The organism is Pseudomonas sp. LABIM340, assembly GCF_040017195.2.
In the GTDB taxonomy this organism is placed as follows: Bacteria; Pseudomonadota; Gammaproteobacteria; order Pseudomonadales; family Pseudomonadaceae; genus Pseudomonas.
Genome location: NZ_CM200227.1, coordinates 3,414,575 through 3,439,271, shown reverse-complemented (window position 1 = coordinate 3,439,271; position 24,697 = coordinate 3,414,575). Strand labels below are relative to the sequence as shown.

The following is a 24,697-nucleotide window of genomic DNA, read 5'->3' as shown; positions in this document are numbered from 1 at the left end:
GCGGCGGCCCGGCCCACCCGCATCACAGGGTGCGGGCGATGATTTCCTTCATGATTTCGTTGGAGCCGCCGAAGATGCGGCCCACCCGGGCGTTGGCGTACATCCGCGCGATGGGGTACTCGAGCATGTAGCCGTAGCCGCCGTGCAGCTGCAGGCACTCGTCGATCACCTTGCAGTTCTGCTCGCTGCTCCACCACTTGGCGATGGCCGCGGTCTCGCCGGACAGCTCGCCCTTGAGCACCTTGACCATGCAGTCGTCGACGAAGGCACGGGCAATGACGGCGGTGCTCTGGCACTCAGCGAGCTTGAAGCGGGTGTTCTGCAGGTCCAGCAGGGTCTGGCCGAACACCTTGCGGTTGCGCACGTATTCCACCGTCTCGGCCACCGCGCGCTCCATGGTGGCCAGCGCGCCGAGGGCGATGATCATGCGCTCCTGGGGCAGCTGCTGCATCAGCTGGATGAAGCCCTTGCCCTCCTCCGGACCCAGCAGGTTGCTGGCCGGCACGCGCACGTCGTCGAAGAACAGCTCGGTGGTGTCCTGGCCCTTCTGGCCGATCTTCTCGAGGATGCGGCCACGGCGGAAGCCGGCCAGGTCCTTGGTTTCCACGACAATGATCGAGGTGCCCTTGGCGCCCTTCTCCGGGTCGGTCTTGGCCACCACGAGGATGATGTCGGCGTGGTAGCCGTTGGTGATGAAGGTCTTCGAGCCGTTGATCACGTACTCGTCGCCGTCACGCACGGCGCGGGTCTTGATCGCCTGCAGGTCGGAGCCGGCGCCCGGCTCGGACATGGCGATGGCGCCCACCATCTCGCCACGGGCCATCTTCGGCAGCCAGTCGAGCTTCTGCTCCTCGCTGGCGTAGCGCAGCAGGTAGTGCGCGACGATGCCGCTGTGCACGTTGGTGCCCAGGCTGGAGCACATAGCCCGGCTCTGTTCCAGGGTGACGATGGCGTCGTGGGCGAAGGTGCCGCCACCGCCGCCGTACTGTTCGGGGATGCTCGGCAGCAGCATGCCGAACTCGCCGGCCTTCAGCCACATGTCGCGGTCGATGTACTGCTGTTTCCACCAGCGCTCTTCATGGGGCACCAGTTCGTTGGCGATGAAGCGGCGGATGGAGTCCTGGAAGATCACCAGGTCGTCGGTGATCCACGGCGATTGAGTGGCGCTCATGGCGGCTCCTCGGCAAGCGATTCGGGAACGATTCGGATAAGAAGGCCGGCCGCACGAGGCGGCCGGCAAAGGGACGGTCAGGGGCGACCGCCGCCGACAACCAGCACCTGGCCGGAGACGTAGTTCGACTCGGGGATGCAGAACAGGTAGACGCTACCGGCGGCCTCTTCCGGGGTGCCGGCGCGGCCCATGGGGATCATCGCGGCAACGTTCTTCGCCATCTGCTCGCTGATGCCGACCTTCAGCTCGCGGCCGCCGACGTTGATGGTGGCGCCCTCGCCCGCTGCGGCGGAGGTCAGGCGGGTCTCGATCAGGCCGAAGGCGACGCTGTTGACGCAGACCTTGTAGCGGCCCCACTCCTTGGCCAGGGCCTTGGTCAAGCCGTTGATCGCGGACTTGGCGGCCGAGTAGTTGGCCTGGCCGGGGTTGCCCATCACGCCGGAAACGGAGGAGATGTTGACCACCTTGCGGAACACCTCGCGGCCCTCCTCGGCTTCCTTCTTGGCGGCTTCGCGGAAGTGCCCGGAAGCGGCGCGCAGGATGCGGAACGGCGCGGAGACGTGGACTTCCATGATGTCGTCCCACTGCTGGTCGGTCATCTTCTGGATCACGTTGTCCCAGGTGTAGCCGGCGTTGTTGACGATGATGTCGAGGCCGCCGAAGGACTCCAGGGCGGTCTTCACGAAGCGCTCGCCGAAGTCCTTTTCAGTCACGCTGCCGACGCAGGCAACGGCGCGGCCGCCTTCGGCGACGATCTGCGCGACCACTTCCTCGGCCGGGGCGGCGTCGAGGTCGTTGACCACCACGGCGGCGCCGTCGCGATGCAGCTTGAGGGCGATTTCACGACCGATGCCACGGCCGGAACCGGAAACGATGGCGACCTGGCCTGCGAGTTTGTTGTTCATTGTTGTTCTCCTGTTTCAGGCGTCCAGGGCCACGACGGCTTCGCCGGACAGTTTGATTTCACCCGCCTGGTTGCGGGTGGTGATTTCCAGGCGCAGGGTGCCGGCGGCCTCGTCCTTCTCCAGCACGCGGCCGGAGCAGGTGATGGCGTCGCCCAGCTGGGTGATCGCGGCGAAGCGCACCGAGTAGCTGCGCAGGCGCTCCTGCGCCACCCAGTTGGTCAGCAGCCGGCCGAGGTAGGCCATGGACAGCATCCCGTGGGCGAACACGTCGGGCATGCCGGCCTTCTTCGCGAAGTCGATGTCGACGTGGATCGGGTTGTGGTCCCCCGAGGCGCCGCAGTACAGCGCCAGGGTGGTGCGGTTCACCGGATCGGTGGTGAAGCTCGGCAGTTCGTCGCCGACGGCGATTGCATTCAGGTTCACGTTCGGCTCCTTATCCGTTGCGTACGACGAGGCTGTTGCGCAGTTCCGCCACCAGCTCGCCGGCTGCATTGCTGACGCGGGTTTCGCGCACCACGAACTCCAGGGCGCCGCCCTTCTTGTCGTAGATGTCGACGATCTTCGTCTCGAAGGACAGGCGCTCGCCGGCGAAGGCCATGCGGTGGTAGGTGAAGCCCTGCTCGGCGTGGAGGATGCGGCCGAGGTCGATGTTCAGGCGCTTGAGCACCGAACCCGAGCCGCCGGCTTCCATGTCCAGGCAGAAGAGGAAGGTCGGCGGCACCGGCAGGCCGGGGTAGCCGGCGTCGCGGGCGGCGGTTTCGTCGCTGTAGCGCGCATCCGCCTGGCCGGTGGCCTTGGTGAAGAAGCGCAGGCGCCCCGCCTCGACCATTTGCGTGTGGCTGGAGACCAGCGCGCCGATATGGCTCTTGTCGATCATGCTCGCGGCTCCCCGGTTACTGGCGCTGGAACAGGGTGACGACGCAGGCGCCGCCCAGGCCCAGGTTGTGCTGCAGGGCGAAGCGCGCACCGTCCACCTGGGTGGCGTCGGCGGTGCCGCGCAGCTGGCGGGTCAGCTCGAAGCACTGGGCCAGACCGGTGGCGCCCAGCGGGTGGCCCTTGGAGAGCAGGCCGCCGGAGGGGTTGGTGACGATGCGGCCACCGTAGGTGTTGTCGCCGTCGAGGATGAATTTCTCGGCGGTGCCTTCGGGGGTCAGCATCAGCCCTTCGTAGGTGATCAGTTCGTTGGCGGTGAAGCAGTCGTGCAGTTCCACCACCTGGATGTCCTGCGGGCCGACGCCGGCTTTCTCGTACACGATGTTGGCGGCGTTGCGGGTCATGTCGTAGCCGACGACCTTGCGCATGTCGCCTTCGTCGAAGGTGCTGTTGCGGTCGGTGGTCATGGCCTGGGCGGCGATTACCACGTCGGTGCGCAGGCCATGCTTCCTGGCGAAGGCCTCGGTGCAGACGATGGCGGCGGCCGCGCCGCACGTCGGCGGGCAGCATTGCAGACGGGTCAGCGGGTCGAAGATCATCGGCGAAGCCATGACTTCATCGACGCTGACCACGTTGCGGAACACCGCCAGCGGGTTGCGCGCGGCGTGCTGGCTGGCCTTGACGCGGATGCGGGCGAAGACTTCGCGGCTGATGCCGTATTCCTTCATGTAGGCGCGCCCGGCACCGCCGAAGAACTGCGCGGCACGCGGCGCGGCCTCGTCGAAGCCCTGCACCTGGGTCATGGTCTTGGCGAAGCGGTCCATCGGGCCGGTGCGGTCGGTGTAGGCGCCCTTCAGCGCGCCGGGGACCATCTGCTCGAAGCCCAGGGCGATGGCGCATTCAACCGCGCCGCTCTCCACGGCCTGGCGCGCCAGGAACAGCGCGGTGGAGCCGGTGGCGCAGTTGTTGTTGACGTTGACCACCGGAATGCCGGTCAGGCCGACGCCGTAGACCGCGGCCTGGCCGCAGGTGGAGTCGCCGTAGACGTAACCCACGTAGGCCTGCTGCACCAGCGCATAGTCGATGCCGGCGTCGGCCAGCGCGGCCTTGGCCGCATTGGCACCCATGATGTGGTACTCGTCGCTCTGGCCCGGCTTGGTAAAGGGGATCATGCCGACCCCGGCCACCACTACTTTATTGCTCATGTGTTTCTCCTTGGGGATGGGCGTGTCGCGCGCCGTCAGTTGACGGCGCGGTTCTGGTCTTTCCAGTAGGGAGCGCGGAGGTCGCGCTTGAGCACCTTGCCGGCCGCCGAGAGCGGCAGCGCGGCAACGAACTCGACGGATTTCGGGCACTTGTAGCCGGCGATGTGCTGGGCGCAGTGGGCGCGGATGTCATCGGAGCAGACGTCGCTGCCGGCGTGCAGCACCACCACGGCGTGCACCGCTTCGCCCCAGCGCTCGTGGGGAATGCCGATCACCGCGCAGCTCTGCACGGACGGGTGGCGGGCCACCACGTTCTCGACCTCGGCGGAGTACACGTTCTCGCCGCCGGTGACGATCATGTCCTTGAGGCGGTCGACGATGAACAGGAAGCCGCGCTCGTCCATGTAGGCGCCGTCGCCGGTGTGCAGCCAGCCATTGCGCAGGGTCTTGGCGGTCTCTTCCGGGCGATTCCAGTAGCCGAGCATCACGTTCGGGCCGCAGACGATGATCTCGCCCACCACGCCACGGGGGACTTCGTTGCCCTCCTCGTCGACGATCTTCACCAGGCCGCCGAAGCCGCCGCGCCCGGCGCTGCGTACCAGGCCGCTGGCGATGCCCTCGGCCTGGTGGGTCCAGTCCGGGCTCACCGAGATCACCGGCGAGGTCTCGGTCATGCCGTAGGCCTGCATGAAGGCGATGCCGGGGAACTTGGCCAGCGCCTGTTCCAGCACCGGCAGGGAGATCGGCGAGGCGCCGTAGGCCATGCGCTTGAGGCAGGACAGGTCGTGGCGCTCGAAGTCCGGATGGTTGATCACCGCCTGCAGCATGGTCGGCACCAGCAGCATCTCGTTGATGCGCTCGCGCTCGATGGTCTGCAGCACTTCCAGCGGATCGAACATCGGGATGAACACGTTGACGTAGCCACCGATCACCTGGCTCAGGCAGCGCGCCATGGCGGCGGTGTGGAACATCGGCGCGGCGTGCAGGGTGCGCGAGTCGTCCTCGGCGGGGAACTCGGCCATCCGCGCCACGGCGGAGGACCAGAGGTTCAGGTGCGACTGCATCACGCCCTTGGGCAGGCCGGTGGTGCCGCCGGTGTACATGATCGAGGCGAGGTCGTTGCCGCCACGAAGGGCGTCTTCGATGGGCTCGTGGCTGGCGATCAGGCCCTCGAAGGAATGCATGCCCTCGGGCGCCGCGCCGTCACCGACGTGGATCAGCACCGGGGCGCTCCTGGCGCCGGCGCGGATGCCTTCGGCCAGATGCAGGAAGTGATCGTCGATCAGCAGGATTTCGGTCTGGCAGTCGTCCAGCGAATAGACGATCTCCGGCACGCTCCAGCGGATGTTCACCGGGTTCAATACGCCGCCGCTCCACCAGGTGGCCAGCATGTATTCCAGGTAGCGGTCCGAGTTCAGGGCCAGCATGCCGACCCGGTCGCCGTTGCGCATGCCCAGCGATTGCAGGGCCGCGGCCAGGCGCGAGACGCGCTCGCCCTGCTCGCGGAAGGTCCGCGTGCGGCCGCGGAAGATGGTCGCGACGTGGTCCGGGTCCTGCTGCAGCATGCGTTGCAGGCCTTGGGTCAGGTACATGGCAGGTCTCCAATCGATGTTGTTCTTGTGAGTCCGATACTAGGGAGGGGCGTTGCCCGCGGCGTCGGTCGAAGGGATGAAGCTGCGGTGGTTTGGCGGGTGGTTCGAAGGGACTAGATCGCTCCGCGCTCTCCGGGTGGCATGGCGCTGGGTGTAGGAGCGCGCCATGCGCGCGATCGCGGGCATGGCCCGCTCCTACAGGGGAATAGCGAGCCGGAGGCAGGCACGTAGGGCGCATAACCCGGAACGGGTTATCCGCCGCGCTGGCGGATAACGCCGCTGGCGTTATCCGCTCTACGAGGGAGCCGCGCACAAAAAAAGGGCCAGGCGCCCGAAGCCGCCTGGCCCTCCCCCGTACAACCTGCGTATCAGCTGGGCTGCAGTTCACCCAGCGATGCGGCGCGGCCTGGCTGGGCGTCGTTGCGCTCGGCCAGCAACAGGTCGGCACACTTCTCGCCGATCATGATGGTCGGCGCGTTGGTGTTGCCGCCCACCTGCAGCGGGATCACCGAGGCGTCCGCCACGCGCAGGCCCTGGACGCCGCGCACGCGCAGCTGCGGGTCAACCACCGACTGCTCGTCGCCGCCCATCCGGCAACTGCCCACCGGGTGGTAAACGTTGTCGCAGTGCTCGCGGATCATCTGTTTCACCGCTTCGTCGTCGCTGCCGTCGAACTTCAGGTGGCCATGGAACAGCGGCTTGCCGCCGAACCGCGTGAGCACCGGCCGCTCGAGGATTTCATGCACCAGTTTCACGCCCTTGAGCATGGTCGCCATGTCGCGTTCGTCCTTGAGCAGGTTCAGCTCGATCAGCGGGTCGACGCGCATGTCGGCGCTGTGCAGGCGAATCTGCCCGCGGCTGTGCGGGCGCAGTACGCAGACGTGGATCGAATAGCCGCTGCCGTAGTGGAAGGTGCGCCCGTGGTTGTCGCCCGAGGACATCACGAAATGCAGCTGGATGTCCGGATCGGCCAGCGTCGGATCGGTCTTGAGGAAGGCCCCGGCCTCGGTGAAGGTACGGGTGAACAGGCCGCCGCGCTCGCGCTTGTACTTGCGCCATTGCCCCAGGTAGCTCAGCGCGCCGCGCACGGTCACGCCGAACAGGTCGGTGCTGAAGATGCGCTTGTGCAGGATCAGGTCCGGATGCTCCTGCAGGTTCTGCCCGACTTCGGGCGCGTCGTGCAGCGGCGCGATACCCAGTTGCCGCAGGTGCGCGGCCGGACCGATGCCGGAAACCATCAGCAGTTGCGGCGACACCAGGCTGCCGGCACAGACGATCACTTCCCGCGAGGCATGCAGCGCCACTTCCTGGCCGTCACGCTCCACCAGTACGCCGGTGGCGCGCTTGCCCTGGAACAGGATGCGCAGCGCCCGGCTGCCGGTCAGCACCTGCAGGTTATCGCGGCCGCCGTTGTACGTCGCATCGTCGGCATTGCCACGGTGCAGGTAGGCGCGTGCGGCGTTCCAGCGTTCGCCGTTGAACTGGGTGACCTGGAAATACCCCACGCCTTCCTGTTGCGGTCCGTTGAAGTCGTGGTTGTAGGCGTGACCGACGCTGGCCGCCGCCTCGATGAAATGGCGCGCCCAGGAGCACGGCGAGCGCGGATCGGTGACGTGCAGCGGGCCGCTGCCACCGTGCAGCGCGTCGTCCTTGCCGGCGGCGCGCTCGTTGTTCTCGGCGCGCTTGAAGTACGGCAGCACCTCGTTCCAGCTCCAGCCTTCGCAGCCGGCAGCGGCCCAGCCGTCATAGTCCGAAGGCGTCCCGCGCAGGTAGAGCATGCCGTTGATCGAGGAGCTGCCGCCCAGCCCGCGACCGCGCGGCAGGTAGCTGGCGCGCCCCGCCAGGCTGGGCTGCGCGGCGCTTTCATAGGCGTAGTTGTAGTCGCCCTTGCGCGGGATGGTCAGCACCAGGCCCACCGGCACCGTGATCTTGCCGGTGTGGTCGTGGCCACCGGTTTCCAGCAGCGCCACGCTGCAGCCGGCATCGGCCAGCCGCCCGGCCACTGCGCAACCGGCCGAGCCGGCGCCTACCACTATGTATTCGTACAAGCGTTCCATCGGTTCACCTTTCTTGTTGTTGTGCTTGTGGCCCCCGCCGCTGCGGGGTTCAGATGACGCCGGCCTGCTGCAGGTCGGCGATGCGTTCGTCACTCAGTCCCCAGTCGCGCAGCACCGCCTCGCTCTGCGGTTCACCCGCGGCCTGCGTCGGTGTTGCGGCGGGTGTGCGGCTGAAGCGCGGCGCCGGCGCCGGCTGGAGCACGCCGCCGAGTTCGAGGTAGGTGCCGCGTTCGCGGTTGTGCGGGTGCTCGGCGGCCTCGGCCCAGTCCAGCACCGGGGCGAAGCAGGCGTCGCTGCCTTCGAGCAGGTCGCACCACTGGGCGCGGGATCGCTGGAGGAACAGCGCGGTGAGCTTGGCCTTGAGCTGCGGCCACTGACGCGGGACCATCTGCTGCTGGAACTGCGGGTCGTCGATGCCGCAGCGCTGCAGCAGCTCGGCGTAGAACTGCGGTTCGATGGCGCCCAGGGCGATGAAGCGGCCGTCGGCGCAGGCGTAGGTGTCGTAGAAGTGCGCGCCGCCGTCGAGCAGGTTGGCGCCGCGCTCGTCGCTCAAGCGGCCGCCCGCGCGGAAGCCGTACATCATTGCCGAGAGCAGCGCGGTGCCATCGGTCATGGCGGCGTCGACGACTTGCCCCTTGCCGGAGCGCTGCGCTTCCAGCAGCGCGCAGAGCACGCCGAAGCCCAGCAGCATGCCGCCACCGCCGAAGTCGCCGATGTAGTTGTGCGGCACCACCGGCTTCTCGCCGGGCCGGCCGATGGCGTGCAGCGCGCCGGCCAGGGCGATGTAGTTGATGTCGTGGCCGGCGGCCTGGGCCAGCGGGCCGCTCTGGCCCCAACCGGTCATGCGGCCGAACACCAGCTTCGGGTTGCGCTGCAGGCATTGCTCCGGCCCCAGACCCAGGCGCTCCATCACGCCAGGGCGGAAGCCTTCGATCAGCGCGTCGGCGCCCTCCACCAGTTGCAGCAGGGTTTCCACCCCTTCGCTCTGGCGCAGGTCCAGGGCGACGGCGCGGCGGCCGCGACCGAGTACGTCGAAGCGCGCCCGCTCGCCCAGCGCCTGGCCGGGGCGTTGCACGCGGATCACTTCGGCGCCCATGTCGGCCAGCAGCATGGCGCAGAACGGCGCCGGCCCCAGGCCGACCATCTCGATTACCTTCAATCCCGTCAGCGGGCCCGCCATCGCATCGCTCCTGTCTGGCTGTGCAAGCGCCGGGGTATCCGGCGGCTCCCCAGCCTAGCGACGGGCCAGCGGGCAACAATGGATCGAACGGACGAAACACGGACTAGTCCGCTCGGGCCGCATTTCGGGGCTCTGGCGTGCCTCAAACTGTCGAGTAGTTCGAATGGACGACTGCGATCCCGCCGCCGGCCGTGGCAAGATGCCGCGACATAGAAAAACAATCGAGCCGGCGGCGCGCCCAGCGCAGCCACACGACCGGCCAGCGGAGTCGCCATGTCTGCCCAGTTTCCTGCCACCTCGGCAAGCTCTGTCTCCGGGGCCACCGCGCCACCGCGTATCCTGTCGAGCAAGTTCGCCACCCCGTCCATCTCCGCCAGCCACCTGCCGCGCCTGCACCTGCTGGAGCAGATGGAACAGTCCAGCGCGCGGCTGATCCTGATCCGCGCCGCCGCCGGCTTCGGCAAGACGACCCTCCTGCAGCAGTACCGCGAGCGCTGCCTGGCCCAGGAGCGCCAGGTGCTCTGGCTCAACCTGGATGCTGCGGACAACGACCTGCAACGTTTCGTCGCGCACTTCGGCAACGGCCTGCGCCAACTCGACGCCACGCCGACCGGCGAGCTACAGGGCCTGTCCCAGCAGATGCAGACGCTGCTGGAAGAACTCTCCGACCGCACCCGCCCCTTCGCCCTGCTGCTGGACGAGTTCGAGGCGATCCACAACCCGGCGGTGCTCAACTTCGTCCAGCAGCTGATCGACACCCTGCCGCCTTGCGGCGTTCTGGTGCTGGCCTCGCGCTCGACCCCGGACATCGGCCTGGGGCGCATCCGCGCCCGTGGCCAGTTGCTGGAGTTCAACCCCGGTGCGCTGCGCTTCTCCCTCGAAGAGGCGACCCGCTTCATCCGCGACAAGCGCGAACTACCGCTGCGCGACGCCGAGATCGCCACGCTCTACCGCTGCACCGAGGGCTGGATCACCGCCATCTACCTCGCCAGCCTGTCGCTGCAGGGGCGCAACGACCACGCGGCCTTCGTCTCCAGCTTCTCCGGCAGCAACCTGGAACTGGCCGAGTACCTGACCGAGGACATCCTCGCGCGGCAGAGCGAGGCCTGCCGGCAGTTCCTCCTGCTCACCAGCGTGCTCGACCAGCTCAGCGTGCCGCTGTGCAATGCCGTCACCGGCGGGCAGGACGGCCAGGAAATGCTCGCCTACCTGGAACGCGCCAACCTGTTCCTGTTCCCGCTGGACAGCGAGCACCAGTGGTTCCGCTACCACAGCCTGTTCGCCAGCTACCTGCGCGACGCCCTGCAGCGCTACTACCCCGGCCATGCCGCGCGGCTGCACCAGCTGGCGGCCCAGTGGTACCTAGCCGAGCAGCGCCCGGTGCCAGCCATCGACCACCTGCTGCAGGCCGGAGCCCGCGACGAGGCCGCCCTGCACCTGACCCGGCATGTCGGCGAATTCATGGACGTCGGCCGTTCGCGCCTGCTGCTGCGTTGGCTGGACCAGATTCCGCCGCAGACCCTGCAACGCTACCCGAACCTCTGCCTGGGCTACTCCTGGACCCTCGCCCTGCACCGCCGCTACACCGACGCCTTGGCCAGCATCGCGCTGATCCGTGGTGCCACCGAGGACGGCGAGCAACCGCTGGCGCTGGAAGCGGAAACCATCCGCTGCCTGCTGTTCGCCCTCGCCGACCAGGTGGAGGCTTGCTGCGAGGCGGGCCTGGCGCATATCCAGCGCATCCCCGATGACGAGCAGTTCCAGTACGGCGTGATCGCCAACTGCCTGGGCTACAGCCTGGTTTCCACCGGCCGTTACGAAGAGGCCCGACGCCTGCTGTCGCGGGCGATCCTGCGTTGCTCGCAGAGCCGCACCCAGTCCATGGGCAGCGTCGCCAGTTGCCTGGAGGGCGCGCTGGACATGATTCAGGGGCGTTTGGGCAATGCCGTGGCGCGCCTGCAGGCGGCCTTCCCGACGCAGACCGCGGGCGGCGCGGAGAAGATTCTCGCCGGGCGGCCGTCGCTGGAGATCACGTTGTCCATTGCGCTCTACGAAACCGACGCGCTGGACGAGGTGGAACAGCTGCTGGGCGAAGTGCTGCCCCACGCCAAGGAAAGCAGCCCGCCGGATTCACTGATTTCCTGCCATGTGCTGCTGGCCCGCGTGGCCCTGCTCAAGGGCGACCGCGACGCCTGGCTACGCCTGCTGGCGGACCTGGAGCAGATCGGCCAGCAGTCCGGTTCGGCGCGGGTGATCTGCTCGGCCTGGCTGGAGCGTGCCCGCGCGGCGACCCTGGAGAATCGCCTGGAATCGGCCCGCCAGGCCCTGCGCTATGCCGAACTGCATGGCGACTGGGAGCGGCCGGGCATCCTGCTGCATGGCAACGACGTCGATACCCCGAGCATCGCCCGCTTCCGCCTGCGCATCGCCCAGGGCGACTGCGAGGACACCGAGCGCGAGCTGCGCGAAGCCATGGCCGAGGCCAACATCCGCCAGCACCATCGCCGCGAACTCAAGCTGCGCCTGCTGCATGCCCTGGCGCTCAGTGCCCTGGAGCGCACCGAGGAGTCCTTCGAGGCACTCAGCGAGGCCCTGCGCTTCGCCAGCCATGAAGGCTTCATGCGCACCTTCCTCGACGAGGGCCCGCGCCTGGGCAGCCTGCTGCAACGCTGGGCGGTGCCGCACCAGGCACAGTCGCGGGCGCTGGGCATCGAGCCGCGCTTCCTCACCACGCTGCTACAGCGCTTCGTCGGCCACGGCGAGACGCCGAGCAACGGCCAGGCGCCTGGCGCCGCCGGCGAAGGCCTGACCACCCGCGAGATCCAGGTGATCCGCCTGCTGGCGGCCGGCCACCGGAACAAGGTGATCGCCGAGAAGATGTTCCTCTCCGAGTTCACCGTGAAGTCGCACCTGCGCAACATCAACGCCAAGCTCGGCGCCCAGGGGCGCACCGAGGCCGTGGCGATTGCTCGGGCGCGGGGCTTGCTGGATTGAGCGTGCATGGCGCACTGCTGCGGGTCAGATCGTAGGGCGCATAACGCGTTAGCGTTATCCGCCGCGAGGCAATCGGCGGATAACCCGTTCCGGGTTAGGCGCCCTACGTACTAGCCCTCTCCCTCAGGGAGAGGGCTGGGGTGAGGGGGAAGCGCAAGCGCGGAGCTGACCTGTAGGAGCGGGCCATGCGCGCGATCGCGGGCATGGCCCGCTCCTACAAGTTGGCCCCGAGTGTAGGTGCGGGCTTGCTCGCGATCGCACAGCACCGGATGCGCCGGCGTTATGTGGCGTTCGCGAGCAAGCAGTAGAGCCGTCAGTCGCCAGCGCTGGCCAGCAACCGCCGGGCGCGGCCCAGCACCGGGGCATCGACCATCTGCCCGTCGACCTGGAAGGCCGCCGCGCCGCTCTCGGCCGCAGCCACCACCCGCCGCGCCCAGTCCAGCTCGTCCGAGCTCGGGGCCAGCGCCGCATGGGCAACGCCCACCTGCTTGGGATGAATGCACAGCGCACCCAGCAAGCCGAGGTCGCGGCCATGGCGGATGGTCGCGGCGAAGCCTTCGGCGTCGTCGAACGCGGGGAACACGGTATCCAGCGGCGGTTGCAGGTCGTTCACCCGCGAATGCAGCAGCAGGCTCAGGCGCACCTGGTCGTAGACCACCGCGGCAGCCGGGGTGCCGCTGCTCATGCCGATATCCAGCGCCAGGTCGAGGCCACCGAAGGTCAGGCGTTCCACGCCCTCGCAGGCAGCGATTTCGCCGAGTGCGAGCAGGCCGCGGGCGCTCTCGATCAGCGGCCACACCGGCTTGCCGCAGGACGCGGCGATCCGCACCTGCATGGCGCGCTCGGCCTTGGGCAACAGGATGCCGATGACGCCCGGCAGGCGCCGGCAAAGTTCAAGATCGGCGGCCTGTTCCGGATCGCCAGCGGCATTCACCCGCACCCGCACGCGGGCCTCCGGGTTGGCGCCGAGGAAGGCTTCCAGATTGTCGCGAGCCTGGGCCTTGAGCGACGTCTCGACGGCGTCCTCGAAGTCGACGATCACCGCGTCGGCGCCGCTGGCCAGGGCCTTGGCGAAACGCTCCGGGCGGCTGCCGGGGACGAACAGCGCGGTTCGTACGATGGAATCCGCCGGGCTTTGCTGAATCATTGGGTTCTCCTGGGTCATACCGCGCCCTGCTCGTGCAGGCGCTGGATATCACCGGGGGTATAACCCAGTTCCTTCAATACGTCATCGGTCTGCTGACCTAAAGCTGGCACGCCATCCATGCGCGGCGCGTAGGCATTGCTGTTCACCGGCGGCAAAAGCGCCGGCAGGCGGCCGGCCGGGCTGTCGATCTCACGCCAGCGATCGCGGGCGGCCAGCTGCGGGTGCTGCCACAGACCACGCATGTCGTTGACGTGGGCGTTGGCGATCTGCGCCTGCTCCAGACGCTCGACCACCTGCTCGGCGCCAAGGCTGGCGAAGGCTTCGACGATCAGCCCACGCAGGGCGTCGCGGTTGGCCACTCGCAGACTGGTCGCGGTGAAACGCGGATCGACCGCCAGCTCCGGACGCTGCAGGACCACTTCGCAGAACAGCTTCCATTCACGCTCGTTCTGCACGCCGAGCATGACGCTGCCGCCGTCACCGGTGGGGAACGGCCCGTAGGGATAGATGGTGGCGTGGGCAGCGCCGGCGCGCGGCGGCTGCGACTGGCCGTCGAAGGCGTAGTACATGGGGAAGCCCATCCACTCGGCCATACCCTCGAGCATCGACACCTCGACGCGGCTGCCCTCCCCCGTGCGGCCGCGCAGCAGCAGCGCGGAGAGGATGCCACTGTAGGCGTACATGCCGGCGGAAATGTCGGCAATCGAGCAACCGGCCTTGGCCATCTCGTCGGCGCCCGGTCCGCCGGTTACCGAGAGGAAGCCGCTCTCGCTCTGGATCAGCAGGTCATAGGCCTTCTTCTGCTCGTAGGGGCCGCCTTCGCCGTAGCCGGAGATGTCACAGACGATCAGCCGCGGGAAGCGTTCATGCAGCGCGTCGAAGGACAGGCCAAGACGCGCGGCGGCGCCCGGCGCGAGGTTCTGCACCAGAACGTCGGCGGTTTCCAGCAGTTGCTCCAGCACTGCCTGCGCCGGTTCCTGCTTGAGGTCCAGGGACAGGCTTTCCTTGGAACGGTTGGTCCAGACGAAGTGCGAGGCCAGGCCGCGCACGCGCTCGTCATAGCCACGGGCGAAGTCGCCGACGCCGGGGCGCTCGACCTTGATCACACGGGCGCCAAGGTCGGCCAGCTGACGGGTGCAGAACGGCGCGGCGATGGCGTGTTCCAGGCTGACGACGGTGATGCCGTCGAGGGGACGCGAACTCATGGGCAACTCCAGACGCCGGCCGGCTGGCCGACGCGCATAGTCAGTAGTACCGGGCGGCCATCCAGCCGCCCGCAGCAGACTCAGTGGAAGACGTCGAGGCTTGGCAACTGGTGCAGAGCCCAGCTGGCCTGCACCAGACGATCCGCCTCGGCCTGGCTGCGCTGGCCGGCGAAGGCCAGCAGGCGGCGGAACTTGTCCTCCAGTTCGGCGCGGCTCAGGCCGTTGCCCGGGTCGCCCTTGGGCTCATCGATGGCGCCGTGCAGCTGGCGGCCGTCGGTGGTCAGCACGTCGACGCGGCCCAGCCAGCGCCGCGGGTAGGCGCCGTCCACTTCAGGGTCGAGCTGCATGCTGACCTTCTCGCGGAAGTCCGAGACCTGGGCATCGCTCAGGGAGAATTCCTCGAACTCCACCAGACCGGCCTTGCCGTGTACGGCGATCAGGCCGAGTACGGTGCCCATGGAGAACTTCGCCTGGTGCACGGTCTGCGGCACGACTACGCGGCCGAGCACATCGATCGCACCCTGGTGCACGCGGGTGGTGACCTTGGCGATGTCGCCATGGCTGAGCCCTTCGCGCTGCATCAGGCCCAGCAGCGCATCGGCGGCAGGATGGGTGTGGCGGCAGGAAGCGTGGAACTTGTAGGAGGTCTCGCAGAGCGCCCAGCGGGTACCCAGGCCGTCCACCAGACGGCTCGGGTCGGCGTCGCTGGACATGCCGGCAGCCATGCCCTGCTCGCCTTCGAGGATATTCTGCGCGCCGGTCAGGCCGTCGGCCGTCAGGTAGGCGGCGAGCAGGCCGTCAGCGGCGGCTTTCGCAGTGTGCAGCTGCTTGGAGTCGGCGGCGTCGCGGAGGAACTCCCAGAGCCCCGCGGCCTGGGTGCCGGCGCTGCCCAGGCAGTTGACGAACTGCCGGCTGTCCAGCCCCAGCAATTTGCCCACGGCCACTGCGGCGGCCAGGGTGCCGACCGTGGCGGTGGTGTGGAAGATGCGGTAGTGCGAGCGGCCGAGGAACTCGCCGATGCGGATGCCGGCTTCATAGCCGGCGACGCTGGCGAGGATCAGCTCGCGGCCGGACTTGCCCAGCTCCTGCGCCGCCGCCAGGGCCGCCGGGAAGACCACGGTGGCCGGGTGCAGCACGGAGCTGTTGTGCAGGTCGTCCTGCTCCACCAGGTGCGAGCTGGCGCCGTTGACCAGCGCGGCGAAATACGCGGAGGTCGAGGTGCCGTCCACCAGCACGCGGCTCTTGCCGCTGGCCGGGCCCATGCGCTGGGCGTAGCGCTGGAACAGCGGGATCGGGTGGCGGTTCTGGCTGGCCAAGGCCGAGCCGAGCCAGTCGAGGAACAGTTCCTCGGTGTACTCGACCACGGACGTGGGCAGGTCTTCGTAGCGCAGGCCGGCAAGGAACTCGGCAAGGGCGTGGGTATTGTTCATTGTTCTTCTCGTCCCGGCTTAGAAGGAGCGCGGCAGTTCGAGCAGGTGCTCGGCCACGTACGACAGGATCAGGTTGGTGGAGATCGGCGCCACCTGGTACAGACGGGTCTCGCGGAACTTGCGCTCGACGTCGTATTCGTTGGCGAAGCCGAAGCCGCCGTGGGTCTGCAGGCAGGCGTTGGCCGCTTCCCAGCTGGCCTTGGCCGCCAGGTACTTGGCCATGTTGGCGGCGGCGCCGGCGTTCTTGCCGCTGTCGTACTCCTGGCAGGCGCGCCAGCGCATCAGGTCGGCGGCCTCGATCTCGATATGCGCCTCGGCGATGGGGAACTGCACGCCCTGGTTCTGCCCGATCGGGCGGCCGAACACCACGCGGTCACGGGCGTACTGCGCGGACTTCTCGGTGAACCAGCGGCCGTCGCCGATGCACTCGGCGGCGATCAGCGTGCGCTCGGCGTTGAGGCCGTCGAGGATGTACTTGAAGCCCTTGCCTTCCTCGCCGATCAGGCTGCTGGCCGGCAGCTCCAGGTTGTCGAAGAACAGCTCGTTGGTCTCGTGGTTGACCATGTTGGCAATCGGCTGCACGGTCAGGCCGTTGCCGATGGCCTCGCGCAGGTCGACGAGGAAGATCGACATGCCTTCGGACTTCTTCTTCACCTCGGCCAGCGGCGTGGTGCGGGCCAGCAGGATCATCAGGTCGGAGTGCTGGATGCGCGAGATCCACACCTTCTGGCCGTTGATCACGTACTTGTCGCCCTGGCGCACGGCGGTGGTCTTGATCTTGGTGGTGTCGGTACCGGTGGTGGGCTCGGTGACGCCCATGGACTGCAGGCGCAGTTCGCCGCTGGCGAGCTTGGGCAGGTAGTAGGCCTTCTGCTCGGCGCTGCCGTTACGCAGCAGGGTGAACATGTTGTACATCTGCCCGTGGATGGTGCCGGAGTTACCGCCGCAGTGGTTCACCTCCTCGAGGATCACCGAGGCTTCGGCCAGGCCCAGGCCGGAACCGCCGTACTCTTCCGGGATCATCGCCGAGAGCCAGCCGGCTTCGGTCATGGCGCGGACGAAGTCCTCGGGGAAGCCTTTCTCTTCGTCGATCTTGCGCCAGTACTCGGCAGGGAACTCCGCGCACAGGGCGCGCACGCCGTCACGGATGGCCTGGAGTTCTTCGGGGGTGGACGTCATCGAAACACCTCATGTCTTTCTTGTTGGAGGCACCGGAAGCGGTGCGGTCAGTCGAATTCCACTTCGCCGCGCTGGGCGATGCCGGCGCCGTTGCCGGCCCAGACTTCGGCCTTGCCGGGGCCGTTCAGGCGGCCGCCGACTTCGAACGGTTCGGGGCTGATCAGCGGGCGCAAGCCACGGTAGGCATAGCGGCGCAGGCGTGCCTGGGGGTTGGCGCGGCAGAACGCGCGCAGGTTCAGAGTGCCTATCAGCGGGCCGTGCACCACCAGGCCGGGGTAGCCCTCGACCTCGGTGACGTAGGGCCAGTCGTAATGGATGCGGTGGCCGTTGAAGGTCAGCGCGGAGTAGCGGAACAGCAGGATCGGCGACGGCACCACGGCCTCGCTCCAGTCGCCGGCGGGCACTGCATCGCCGCTGGTGAGCTTGGGCGGAGTGGGCTCGCGGTAGACGATGTCCTGCTCCTCGCTGAACGCCAGACGGCCGTCCTGGGTGAACTCGTGGCGCAGGGTGACGAACAGCAGCGAGCCGGTGCGGCCTTGCTTTTCCTCGACATTCAGGATGGTGGTCGTGCGCTTCGCCACGCCGCCGACACGCAGCGGCTCGTGGAATTCCAGGCGGCCGCCAGCCCACATGCGGTTGCGCCCATCGGCCGGAGGCAGGAAGCCGCCGCGCGCCGGGTGGCCGTCGGCGCCGAGGCCCGGCTCAGTCACTTCATCCTGGAAGAACATCCAGTGCCACAGCGGCGGCAGCGCCTCGCCGGCGGCCGGGGCGTCTTCGGCCAGGGTCACCGCCAGACGGCGGACCAGCAGCGTACTCAGTTCTTCCTCGCGCTCCTGGGAGCGGCCGATCCAGTCGGCGTAGGGTGAATCGCTCATTGCGGACCTCTAGGCAGGTTTGATGAACGGAGCATGCAACAGGGCTTGCGTTCGTCGAATCCACATTTTCATAATCCAGCGTTAGGCAAAGCCTAACGCCATTTCCACACTTCAAGCCTAGCGCTGCTGTTTGTCGCTTCGCGGAGAACCGCCCCATGCATTTCGACCTCGCCGACCTGCGGCTTTTCGCGCACATCGCCGAAGCCCCCAGCCTGACCCAGGGCGCGCGCCGCGCCCATCTTTCGGCGGCCGCCGCCAGCGCGCGGATCAAGGCGCTGGAAGGCCAGCTCGACTGCCGCCTGCTCTACCGGGACAACCGTGGCGTCGAGCTGACCCCGGCGGGCCAGCGCCTGTTGCAGCACGCGCGGCTGATCCTGCGCCAGGTGGACCACCTGAAAAGCGATTTCAGCGGCCAGGCCGGCGACCAGGTCGGGCACATCCGCATCTTCGCCAACACCACGGCGGTCACCGAATTCCTCCCCGAGCTGCTGGCGGACTTCCTCGCCGAGCGCCCCGGCGTCAGCGTCGACCTGCAGGAGCGGCTGAACCGCGATATCGTCCGCGCCATCCTCGACGGCTCGGCGGACCTGGGCATAGTCGCCGGCCCGGTGCGTGCCGAAGGGCTGCAGATCGTCCACTTCAGCACCGACCGGCTGGTGCTCGCGGTAGCGCCCGACCACCCGTTGTGCGCCCTGCCCCGCCTGACCCTGGCCGACACCCTGGACTATCCGCACATCGCCCTGCATGAAGGCAGCACCCTGCAGAGCTTCCTGCGCGAACGGGTCGAGCGCACGGGCGGCGACCTCAACCTGCGCATCCAGGTAGCGAGCTTCGAAGCCATCTGCCGGATGGTCGAGGCCGGGGTCGGCATCGGCGTGATTCCGGAGACCGCCGCCATCCGCCACAGCCGCACCATGAACCTGCGGATACTGCCGCTGGACGAGCCCTGGGTGGTGCGCGAACGCAGCGTGCTGCTGCGCGACCGCGAGGCCCTGCCCGCCTGCGCCCGCGCGCTGGTGGACCTGCTGCGCGGCCGGCAGGAGGCCGGTTCAACCCAGCAGCCCCAGTGACTTGGCGCGGACGATGGCCTGGGTGCGCCGGCGCACGCCGAGCTTGACGTTGATCTTCTTGGCATGGGTTTTCACGGTGTTGAGCGAGATGAACAGGCTGTTGCCGATCTCCTGGTTCGACAGGCCCTCGGCGAGCAGGCGCAGCACGGCCACTTCCCGCGCGGTGAGACCGTGGGCGCTGTCCTCGGTCTCGCCGCTGGACGTCGGCAACAGGCTGGGCAGGCGCTCCGGGGCGATCTCGACCCGCAGACTGTTCAAGGCATGTTCGGTCTCACCTGCCAACGCCTGATAGCCGAGGGCCTGGCACTCTTCGCGCAACCGCAGCAGACGGGCCCGAGCAGCCTCGATCCGGCCACAACCGGCCTCGGCCAGCGCCAGCAGGTAACGCACGCGCTGCGGCAGTGACGGTGTATGCAGCGGCGCGACCCGCTCGGGTCGTTGCTCCAGTTCCCCGTCCAGCACCGTCGCCTCGTGGTGCAGGCGCAGCCATTGTCCCTGGCGCGCCAGCAGGCGCAGCTTGAGGCTCTCCAGCGACAGCCGGTAGCAGTCAGGCTGCACGTTCCAGCAATGCATGCGGCGTTCGGCTTCCTCGCAGTAGCGTTGCGCGGACGCTGCGTCACCGCTGCGCGAGGCCGCTTCGCCAAGGCCCAGCAGGCCATGCAGGATGTAGGGATCGGCGCAGGCACGCGCCAGGCCCAGCCCGCTTTCCAGCGCGGCCGCAGCAGCCATGGCATCGCCCTGCAGCAACCGCAGTTCGCCATCGAGGAAGGCCAGACGTCCGCGCAGCAATTCATGCCCTTCGCCGCTGGCCGGCAGCCGTTCGCGGCAAGCGTCCAGCAGGCTGCGGGCCTGTTCGCGTTCGCCGGCCAGCAGGCACAGGCGCACGCGGTCGAAGTCGATCAGTACTTCGCTGGCCAGGCAGCCCTGACGTCGCGCCAGCTCCAGCGCAGCCTGGAGGATGCGCCGGGCCTGCGGCAGCGCGCCGGTGGCCATGTCCAGCCGCGCCAGGGTGGTCAGGCACAGCAGGGTCGAACGCCAGTCGCGCGGCTCCAGGTCTTCGAGCGCCGCGTTGCAGTGGTCGCGGGCCTGTTCGAGGCGACCGTGCATGCCATCCAGCGCACCGCGCAGCGCCAGCCAGTTGGCCAACAGGCGGCGGTTGCGTGGAGCCTGGGGCTGCGGCAGGAAGTTGCCCAGGCGTTCGATGCAGTGGTGCGCTTCGTCCAGGCGCCAGCTGAACAGCAGCGCGCGGGCGTTCAGGCTGATCAGTCGTGGCGTGCTTTCCAGCAAGGTCGCCGGTAGCCGCTCGCGCCACTCCAGCAACAGGCCAAGGTGGCGGCCGCTGAACAGCCAGTCCATGTCCAGGCGGTCCATGTAGCCGGCGGCGACTTCCGGCTGGCCGGCTTCCAGCGCCATCTCGATGGCTTCGTCCAGCCAGCCGGCCTGGCCCAGCACGCCACAGGCGCGCAGGCGCAGGCGGGTCAGCGCCGGTCCCTGGAGATGGCACTGCAATGCCTTGGCCACCAGCGGCGGCAGGCGGAAGCAGCTGGCCTCGGCATCCAGGGCGAGGAAGAAGCCCTGCCCCTGGTGCAGGCGGTCGAACAGGACGCCGCCCTGCTCTTCCCACAGGCTGGCGCAGATTTCCCGGTTGAAGCGCGGCAGGTAGGCAAGGCCACAGAGCATCGCGCCGGTCTCGGCATCGAGTCGGCCCAGCAGCTCCTGGGACAGGTAGGTCCGCAGCCAGGAAGCCACCTCCCCCGGCGCGTGCACGCCGTCGCGCGCGCTGAGCACCAGTCGCGCGCCGGCGCACCAGCCCTGCGTCGCGGCCCACAGGCGCTCGCGGCAGTCGGCGTCGTAACCCTGCGCCAGCGCCAGCAGGTCGCATTCGTCACGGCTGAACGCCAGGCGCGCGGTGCCCAGTTCACAGAGGCGTTCATCCAGCAGCAGGCGCGAGAGATTCCAGGCCGGCCGCTGGCGGCTGCTCACCAGCAGATACAGCGGTGCTTCTGCGAGGCCGAGCAGGCGCTGCAGCCAGGCGTCGAGCTCCGGGTCGGCGGCCTGAGGGTAGTCGTCCAGCACCAGCCACAGGGGTTGCCGGCGCGACTGCAGGGCCAGTTGCACGCTGGCCGGGTCGCTGTCCATCAAGCCCAGCTGGCGTGCGATCTGGGCGCAGCAGGCACTCAACGCCAGGGGCTGCCCGGCGAAGTCGAGCCAGACGCGGGCGCAGCTCGACGGCAGGCGTTCCAGCACGGCACGCGCCAGTGCGCTCTTGCCGTAGCCGGCCGGGGCGCACAGCAGGTTCAGGCGTCGGGGCGATTCCAGCAGGGCGTGCAGCAGAGGCTCGCGGGGCAGTTGCAGGGCGACCGGCGTACCGGCGGCAATGGCGGGGAAACTGGACATGGCGACACCCGTTATCGTTGTAGTTCGTGCTGCGTCGGGGTGTCAGAAGATCATTGCGGGGCGAGGCGGGACAATCGGTCGTTCGGACTAGCCGCAGGACTAGCCCTGACCCGGCGCCGCCACGAGAGTCGCGGCGCCGGGCTGTTTCAGGCAGAGCGGATCAGCGGATACCGGCGTTGCGCAGGGCCGCGGGGGTGAAGTCGTTCATCGCGGCACTGACGCCGAACTGAGCGCCCTTGCGGGACTCGTTGACCAGCCCCATGGCGATGTAGCGCCCGGCGATCAGGTCGTTCAGCGACTGCACCGCGTACACCGAGATGCCCTGCTCGTAGTCGTTCACCTGGAAGCCCTCGCCCACGCGCCAGAGCTGGCCGCGGCCGTCGTACTGGTCGGTGGCGACGATCGCCCAGGTGTCCTCGTCGACGTACATCCGACGGGTGCCGTAGATGTGCCGCTCGCCTGGCTTCAGCGTGGCTTCCACCACCCATACGCGGTGCAACTCGTAGCGTGCGTGCTCAGGGTTGATGTGCCCGGCCTTGAGGATGTCGTCGTACTTGAGCTGCGTGGACCACAGGCGGTAGTTGTTGTACGGGACGTACATTTCCTTCTTGCCCACCAGCTTCCACTGGTAGCGGTCCGGCGCGCCGTTGTACATGTCCAGGTCATCGGCAGTGCGCAGGCCGTCGGCAGCGGTGCCCGGGCCGTCGTAGGCCACCTGCGGGGCGCGGCGCACGCGGCGCTGGCCGGCGTTGTAGATCCACGCCAGGCGCGGTTCCTTGACCTGGTCGATGGTCTCGTGGACCAGCAGCACGTTGCCCGCCAGGCGCGAAGGCGCGGTCACCTGCTGCTTGTAGTAGAACAGCACGTTCTCGCTCTGCTTGCTGTCGGCGCCGCCGGTCAGCGTCTGCGGGTAGGCGATGTCCTCGACCATGCTCACCGTGTTGTAGGAGCCATTGGTCTGCGGCGTGGCCTGCACGGTCTCGCGGTGCTGGTTGCTGCCACGGTAGCGGGTCATGTGGTTCCAGATCACCTGCACGCCGTTCTGCGGAATCGGGAAGGCGTAGTAGTGCGAGCTGAAGTTGGCCAGGCCGTTGCCGTCGTTGGCTTCCTGGGTGGTCACCGCGCTCTGCTTCACTGCGTCGTACACCGCCTGCGGGCTCGCGGCGGTACGGCGGGTGGTGAAGACCGGCATCTTGTAGCTGTCCGGGTAGCGCTTGAACATCGCCAGCTGGCCGGCGGTGAGCTTGTCCTTGTACTGGTCGGCGTTGGCCGCGGTGATCACGAACAGCGGCTTGTCAGTGGGGAACGGATCGGCGAGGAAGCCGTTATCCACCTTCGCCGCGCCGGGCTTGAGGCCGCCGGTCCAGGCGGGAATGCTGCCGTCGGCGTTGCCTTCCTTCTGCGCGCCCATGGGAGTCAGCGCGCTGCCGAGCTTGTCCGCTTCCTGTGCGGACACGGCGGCTTGCACCGAGCAGGCCAGGAGGCTGAGGCCGAGGATGGCGCCCTTGATCATTGTCTTTGCTTGCATGTGCTCTCCAGTGCTTGCGGGCGGGGGTCAGAAGTTCACGCCGACGCTGACCGACATGTAGTCGCGGTCGGTCAGGGTGTTGTAATCGCCGCCGAAGTAGTTGGTGTAACTCAGGCTCATCGTGTAGGTGTTCTGGTAGTCGGCATCCACGCCCAGGCTGATGGCCTTGGCACCTTCCTCGAAGCTCGGGCCGGTGCCGTTGATGTCCTGCGACCAGGCCATGTTCGGCTTGAAGTTGATGCCGGCAATGACGTTCGGGTAGTCGAGGATGCCGCGCACGCGGTAGCCCCACGAGCTGGTGGTGTAGAAGCCCTTGTTGTTGCATTCCTGCTGCGGGTTGCTGGCGGACTTGGTGCCGGCTGCTGTCCCCACGCACACCGACTGATCGAGCAGCTCGCCGGCGCCGAAGGTCGGGCTGCGGCCGAAGCGCAGGTCGCCCACCGAGTTGCCGATACCGCTGATGTGGTCGTAACCAACCTCGCCCACCAGGGTCAGGCGTTCGGAGCCCAGCACCTGATCGAAGAACTGCGTGGCGCTGACCTGCACCTGGGTAAACGGCAGGCGCTTGTAGCCTTCGATGGCCGCGCCGGGCGCGTTGGTCGCCTGGCCATCGACGAACACCGGCGAAACCGCCGTGGCTACGCCGTTGACCAGACCGACCTGGTTGACCGCCGCGAGGTTCAGGTCGGCAGTGTTGATCTGCATCGGCATGTTCGGGCGGAAGCTGACCTCGCCGTTGAGCGCCACGCCCGCCAGGTTGGTCTGGAAGCTCAGGCCGTACAGGCGGATGTCTTCGGGGTAGTCGACGAAGTAGCTCGCGCCGCGCACGCGGCTGGCTGTGGTCAGCGCGTTGGAAGCGCCGGCAAAGGTCGTGCGGGTGAAGCTCAGGAACGGGTTGCGGCTGTGATAGTTCATCACGTAGGCGCCCAGTTCGGTGTCGTTGAAGTCCGGCAGGAACCAGCGCATGGCCAGGCCGAACTGCCCTGAGTCGCCCGGCTCGTGGTCGTCGGTGCGCGGGATGTAGGCGTTGGCGCGATTGCCCGCCACATCCAGGATGCTCCCGGCGTTGGCACGCGGATCATTGGGCGCGAAGTCCGGGCCGGCGATCACCAGGCGGTCGTCGCAGCCCTTGGCCACGGCGTCCACGGCGAAGAAGGTGCCGCAGTTCTCGGTGACTGTCTTGTCCCACTTGATCTGGTAAAAGGCCTCGGCGGTGACGTTCTCGGAGAGGCCCTGGGAGAAGTACAGCAACTGGATCGGCACCAGCGCTTCCTTCACCTCGGCGCCGGGGCGGCGCAGGGCCGAGACGTCCACCGGGTTGATGGAGTTGATCGAGTTGGGGATGAAGGTACTCTCGCCCCAGCTCACCACCTGCTTGCCGAAGCGCACGTTGCCCGGCAGGTCGCCCAGCTGGTAGTTGTGGTAGAGGAAGGCGTCGAGGAACTCGCCGCCCGAGGCCTTGGCCGACTGGTCGCGGCCATGGTCGTCGATGTTGTAGTAGCGCAGGTCCTCGTCCTTGAGCTTGAAGTCGTACCAGTACTTGCCGCGCAGGAAGGCGCCGGAGTCGCCGTACTTGAGTTCGAGGTCGTGGGTGCCCTTGAAGATCTTCGAGAACACGTCGCCCTTGCTGAAGTTCAGCCGGCCGTCGTCGGCGGTGCGTGAGGCGGCCTTGCCCTTGGCGCCGACCACGTTGTAGTTGGAGATGAACTTCGGGTCCGGATTGCTCAGGGCCCAGCTCATCCCCAGGGACGCGGACGAATCCAGCTGCCCCTCGATCTCCCCGATATTGAAGTTCACGGCGTGTGCGCAGGGTGCGCTCGCCAGGGCGATGGCCAGGGCCAGCGCCTGCGGTCGAAAGTGTCCGCGCATTGTTATTGTTGGCATGCGGT

Annotated in this window: 18 protein-coding genes; 2 read left to right on the top strand and 16 right to left on the bottom strand. The window is 68.0% G+C overall.

Annotated features, from left to right (window positions below):
* Positions 1-22 precede the first annotated feature (22 nt).
* The 8 genes from ABKS89_RS15780 to ABKS89_RS15745 form a co-directional block, all read right to left on the bottom strand.
* Positions 23-1,171, bottom strand: coding sequence for an acyl-CoA dehydrogenase family protein (locus ABKS89_RS15780; RefSeq protein WP_138215699.1), 1,149 nt, complete (start codon positions 1,169-1,171; stop codon positions 23-25).
* A 77-nt stretch (positions 1,172-1,248) separates the two neighbouring features.
* Positions 1,249-2,076, bottom strand: coding sequence for an SDR family NAD(P)-dependent oxidoreductase (locus ABKS89_RS15775; RefSeq protein ID WP_138215700.1), 828 nt, complete (start codon positions 2,074-2,076; stop codon positions 1,249-1,251).
* A gap of 15 nt (positions 2,077-2,091) precedes the next feature.
* Positions 2,092-2,499, bottom strand: coding sequence for a MaoC family dehydratase (locus tag ABKS89_RS15770; RefSeq protein WP_081520367.1), 408 nt, complete (start codon positions 2,497-2,499; stop codon positions 2,092-2,094).
* 10 nt (positions 2,500-2,509) lie between these two features.
* Positions 2,510-2,953, bottom strand: coding sequence for a MaoC family dehydratase N-terminal domain-containing protein (locus ABKS89_RS15765; RefSeq protein ID WP_348590069.1), 444 nt, complete (start codon positions 2,951-2,953; stop codon positions 2,510-2,512).
* A 16-nt stretch (positions 2,954-2,969) separates the two neighbouring features.
* Entirely contained in the window at positions 2,970-4,154 is a 1,185-nt protein-coding gene (locus ABKS89_RS15760) for a lipid-transfer protein (RefSeq protein WP_138215702.1), read from the bottom strand.
* Between the two features lie 35 nt (positions 4,155-4,189).
* Positions 4,190-5,746, bottom strand: coding sequence for an acyl-CoA synthetase (locus tag ABKS89_RS15755; protein WP_348590068.1), 1,557 nt, complete (start codon positions 5,744-5,746; stop codon positions 4,190-4,192).
* A gap of 368 nt (positions 5,747-6,114) precedes the next feature.
* Positions 6,115-7,803 carry a GMC family oxidoreductase gene (locus ABKS89_RS15750; protein ID WP_348590067.1) on the bottom strand — a complete coding sequence of 563 codons (1,689 nt, stop codon included), beginning with the start codon at positions 7,801-7,803 and terminating at the stop codon, positions 6,115-6,117.
* Positions 7,804-7,852: 49 nt separating this feature from the next.
* The gene (locus tag ABKS89_RS15745) at positions 7,853-8,983 is read right to left on the bottom strand and encodes a CaiB/BaiF CoA transferase family protein (protein WP_348590066.1); all 1,131 of its coding nucleotides are present in this window, start codon (positions 8,981-8,983) and stop codon (positions 7,853-7,855) included.
* Between the two features lie 273 nt (positions 8,984-9,256).
* Here ABKS89_RS15745 and ABKS89_RS15740 point away from each other — a divergent pair, with 273 nt between their 5' ends.
* Entirely contained in the window at positions 9,257-11,977 is a 2,721-nt protein-coding gene (locus tag ABKS89_RS15740; protein ID WP_348590065.1) for a winged helix-turn-helix domain-containing protein, read from the top strand.
* 313 nt (positions 11,978-12,290) lie between these two features.
* On the opposite strand, the gene ABKS89_RS15735 is transcribed toward ABKS89_RS15740, so the two are convergent.
* The 5 genes from ABKS89_RS15735 to ABKS89_RS15715 form a co-directional block, all read right to left on the bottom strand.
* Positions 12,291-13,124, bottom strand: coding sequence for an HpcH/HpaI aldolase/citrate lyase family protein (locus ABKS89_RS15735; protein ID WP_138215707.1), 834 nt, complete (start codon positions 13,122-13,124; stop codon positions 12,291-12,293).
* Between the two features lie 14 nt (positions 13,125-13,138).
* The gene (locus tag ABKS89_RS15730; RefSeq protein ID WP_138215708.1) at positions 13,139-14,329 is read right to left on the bottom strand and encodes a CaiB/BaiF CoA transferase family protein; all 1,191 of its coding nucleotides are present in this window, start codon (positions 14,327-14,329) and stop codon (positions 13,139-13,141) included.
* An 80-nt stretch (positions 14,330-14,409) separates the two neighbouring features.
* Entirely contained in the window at positions 14,410-15,759 is a 1,350-nt protein-coding gene (locus tag ABKS89_RS15725; RefSeq protein ID WP_348590063.1) for an MmgE/PrpD family protein, read from the bottom strand.
* A gap of 18 nt (positions 15,760-15,777) precedes the next feature.
* On the bottom strand, positions 15,778-16,938 hold the full coding sequence (locus tag ABKS89_RS15720) for an acyl-CoA dehydrogenase family protein (protein WP_081520377.1): 1,161 nt from the start codon (positions 16,936-16,938) through the stop codon (positions 15,778-15,780).
* 47 nt (positions 16,939-16,985) lie between these two features.
* Positions 16,986-17,813 carry an HTD2 family dehydratase gene (locus ABKS89_RS15715; RefSeq protein ID WP_348590062.1) on the bottom strand — a complete coding sequence of 276 codons (828 nt, stop codon included), beginning with the start codon at positions 17,811-17,813 and terminating at the stop codon, positions 16,986-16,988.
* Between the two features lie 155 nt (positions 17,814-17,968).
* On the opposite strand from ABKS89_RS15715, the gene ABKS89_RS15710 reads away from it, so the two are divergent.
* On the top strand, positions 17,969-18,883 hold the full coding sequence (locus tag ABKS89_RS15710; protein ID WP_348590059.1) for a LysR family transcriptional regulator: 915 nt from the start codon (positions 17,969-17,971) through the stop codon (positions 18,881-18,883).
* On the opposite strand, the gene ABKS89_RS15705 is transcribed toward ABKS89_RS15710, so the two are convergent.
* The 3 genes from ABKS89_RS15705 to ABKS89_RS15695 all read right to left on the bottom strand — a co-directional run bounded on the left by ABKS89_RS15705 (position 18,863) and on the right by ABKS89_RS15695 (position 24,692).
* On the bottom strand, positions 18,863-21,280 hold the full coding sequence (locus tag ABKS89_RS15705) for a helix-turn-helix transcriptional regulator (RefSeq protein WP_348590058.1): 2,418 nt from the start codon (positions 21,278-21,280) through the stop codon (positions 18,863-18,865). The genes ABKS89_RS15710 and ABKS89_RS15705 overlap by 21 nt on opposite strands.
* Positions 21,281-21,440: 160 nt before the next feature.
* Positions 21,441-22,808: a DUF1329 domain-containing protein gene (locus tag ABKS89_RS15700; protein WP_348590057.1), complete on the bottom strand. Its 1,368-nt coding sequence runs from the start codon at positions 22,806-22,808 to the stop codon at positions 21,441-21,443.
* Positions 22,809-22,835: 27 nt separating this feature from the next.
* Positions 22,836-24,692: a DUF1302 domain-containing protein gene (locus tag ABKS89_RS15695; RefSeq protein WP_348590056.1), complete on the bottom strand. Its 1,857-nt coding sequence runs from the start codon at positions 24,690-24,692 to the stop codon at positions 22,836-22,838.
* Positions 24,693-24,697 lie beyond the last annotated feature (5 nt).

What these genes read in the sequence shown, in the direction of transcription:
- ABKS89_RS15780 (WP_138215699.1), bottom strand. Translation starts at nt 1,171, where the DNA reads ATGAGCGCCACTCAATCGCCGTGGATCACCGACGACCTGGTGATCTTC.
- ABKS89_RS15775 (WP_138215700.1), bottom strand. Translation starts at nt 2,076, where the DNA reads ATGAACAACAAACTCGCAGGCCAGGTCGCCATCGTTTCCGGTTCCGGC.
- ABKS89_RS15765 (WP_348590069.1), bottom strand. Translation starts at nt 2,953, where the DNA reads ATGATCGACAAGAGCCATATCGGCGCGCTGGTCTCCAGCCACACGCAA.
- ABKS89_RS15760 (WP_138215702.1), bottom strand. Translation starts at nt 4,154, where the DNA reads ATGAGCAATAAAGTAGTGGTGGCCGGGGTCGGCATGATCCCCTTTACC.
- ABKS89_RS15755 (WP_348590068.1), bottom strand. Translation starts at nt 5,746, where the DNA reads ATGTACCTGACCCAAGGCCTGCAACGCATGCTGCAGCAGGACCCGGAC.
- ABKS89_RS15750 (WP_348590067.1), bottom strand. Translation starts at nt 7,803, where the DNA reads ATGGAACGCTTGTACGAATACATAGTGGTAGGCGCCGGCTCGGCCGGT.
- ABKS89_RS15745 (WP_348590066.1), bottom strand. Translation starts at nt 8,983, where the DNA reads ATGGCGGGCCCGCTGACGGGATTGAAGGTAATCGAGATGGTCGGCCTG.
- ABKS89_RS15740 (WP_348590065.1), top strand. Translation starts at nt 9,257, where the DNA reads ATGTCTGCCCAGTTTCCTGCCACCTCGGCAAGCTCTGTCTCCGGGGCC.
- ABKS89_RS15735 (WP_138215707.1), bottom strand. Translation starts at nt 13,124, where the DNA reads ATGATTCAGCAAAGCCCGGCGGATTCCATCGTACGAACCGCGCTGTTC.
- ABKS89_RS15730 (WP_138215708.1), bottom strand. Translation starts at nt 14,329, where the DNA reads ATGAGTTCGCGTCCCCTCGACGGCATCACCGTCGTCAGCCTGGAACAC.
- ABKS89_RS15725 (WP_348590063.1), bottom strand. Translation starts at nt 15,759, where the DNA reads ATGAACAATACCCACGCCCTTGCCGAGTTCCTTGCCGGCCTGCGCTAC.
- ABKS89_RS15720 (WP_081520377.1), bottom strand. Translation starts at nt 16,938, where the DNA reads ATGACGTCCACCCCCGAAGAACTCCAGGCCATCCGTGACGGCGTGCGC.
- ABKS89_RS15715 (WP_348590062.1), bottom strand. Translation starts at nt 17,813, where the DNA reads ATGAGCGATTCACCCTACGCCGACTGGATCGGCCGCTCCCAGGAGCGC.
- ABKS89_RS15710 (WP_348590059.1), top strand. Translation starts at nt 17,969, where the DNA reads ATGCATTTCGACCTCGCCGACCTGCGGCTTTTCGCGCACATCGCCGAA.
- ABKS89_RS15705 (WP_348590058.1), bottom strand. Translation starts at nt 21,280, where the DNA reads ATGTCCAGTTTCCCCGCCATTGCCGCCGGTACGCCGGTCGCCCTGCAA.
- ABKS89_RS15700 (WP_348590057.1), bottom strand. Translation starts at nt 22,808, where the DNA reads ATGCAAGCAAAGACAATGATCAAGGGCGCCATCCTCGGCCTCAGCCTC.
- ABKS89_RS15695 (WP_348590056.1), bottom strand. Translation starts at nt 24,692, where the DNA reads ATGCCAACAATAACAATGCGCGGACACTTTCGACCGCAGGCGCTGGCC.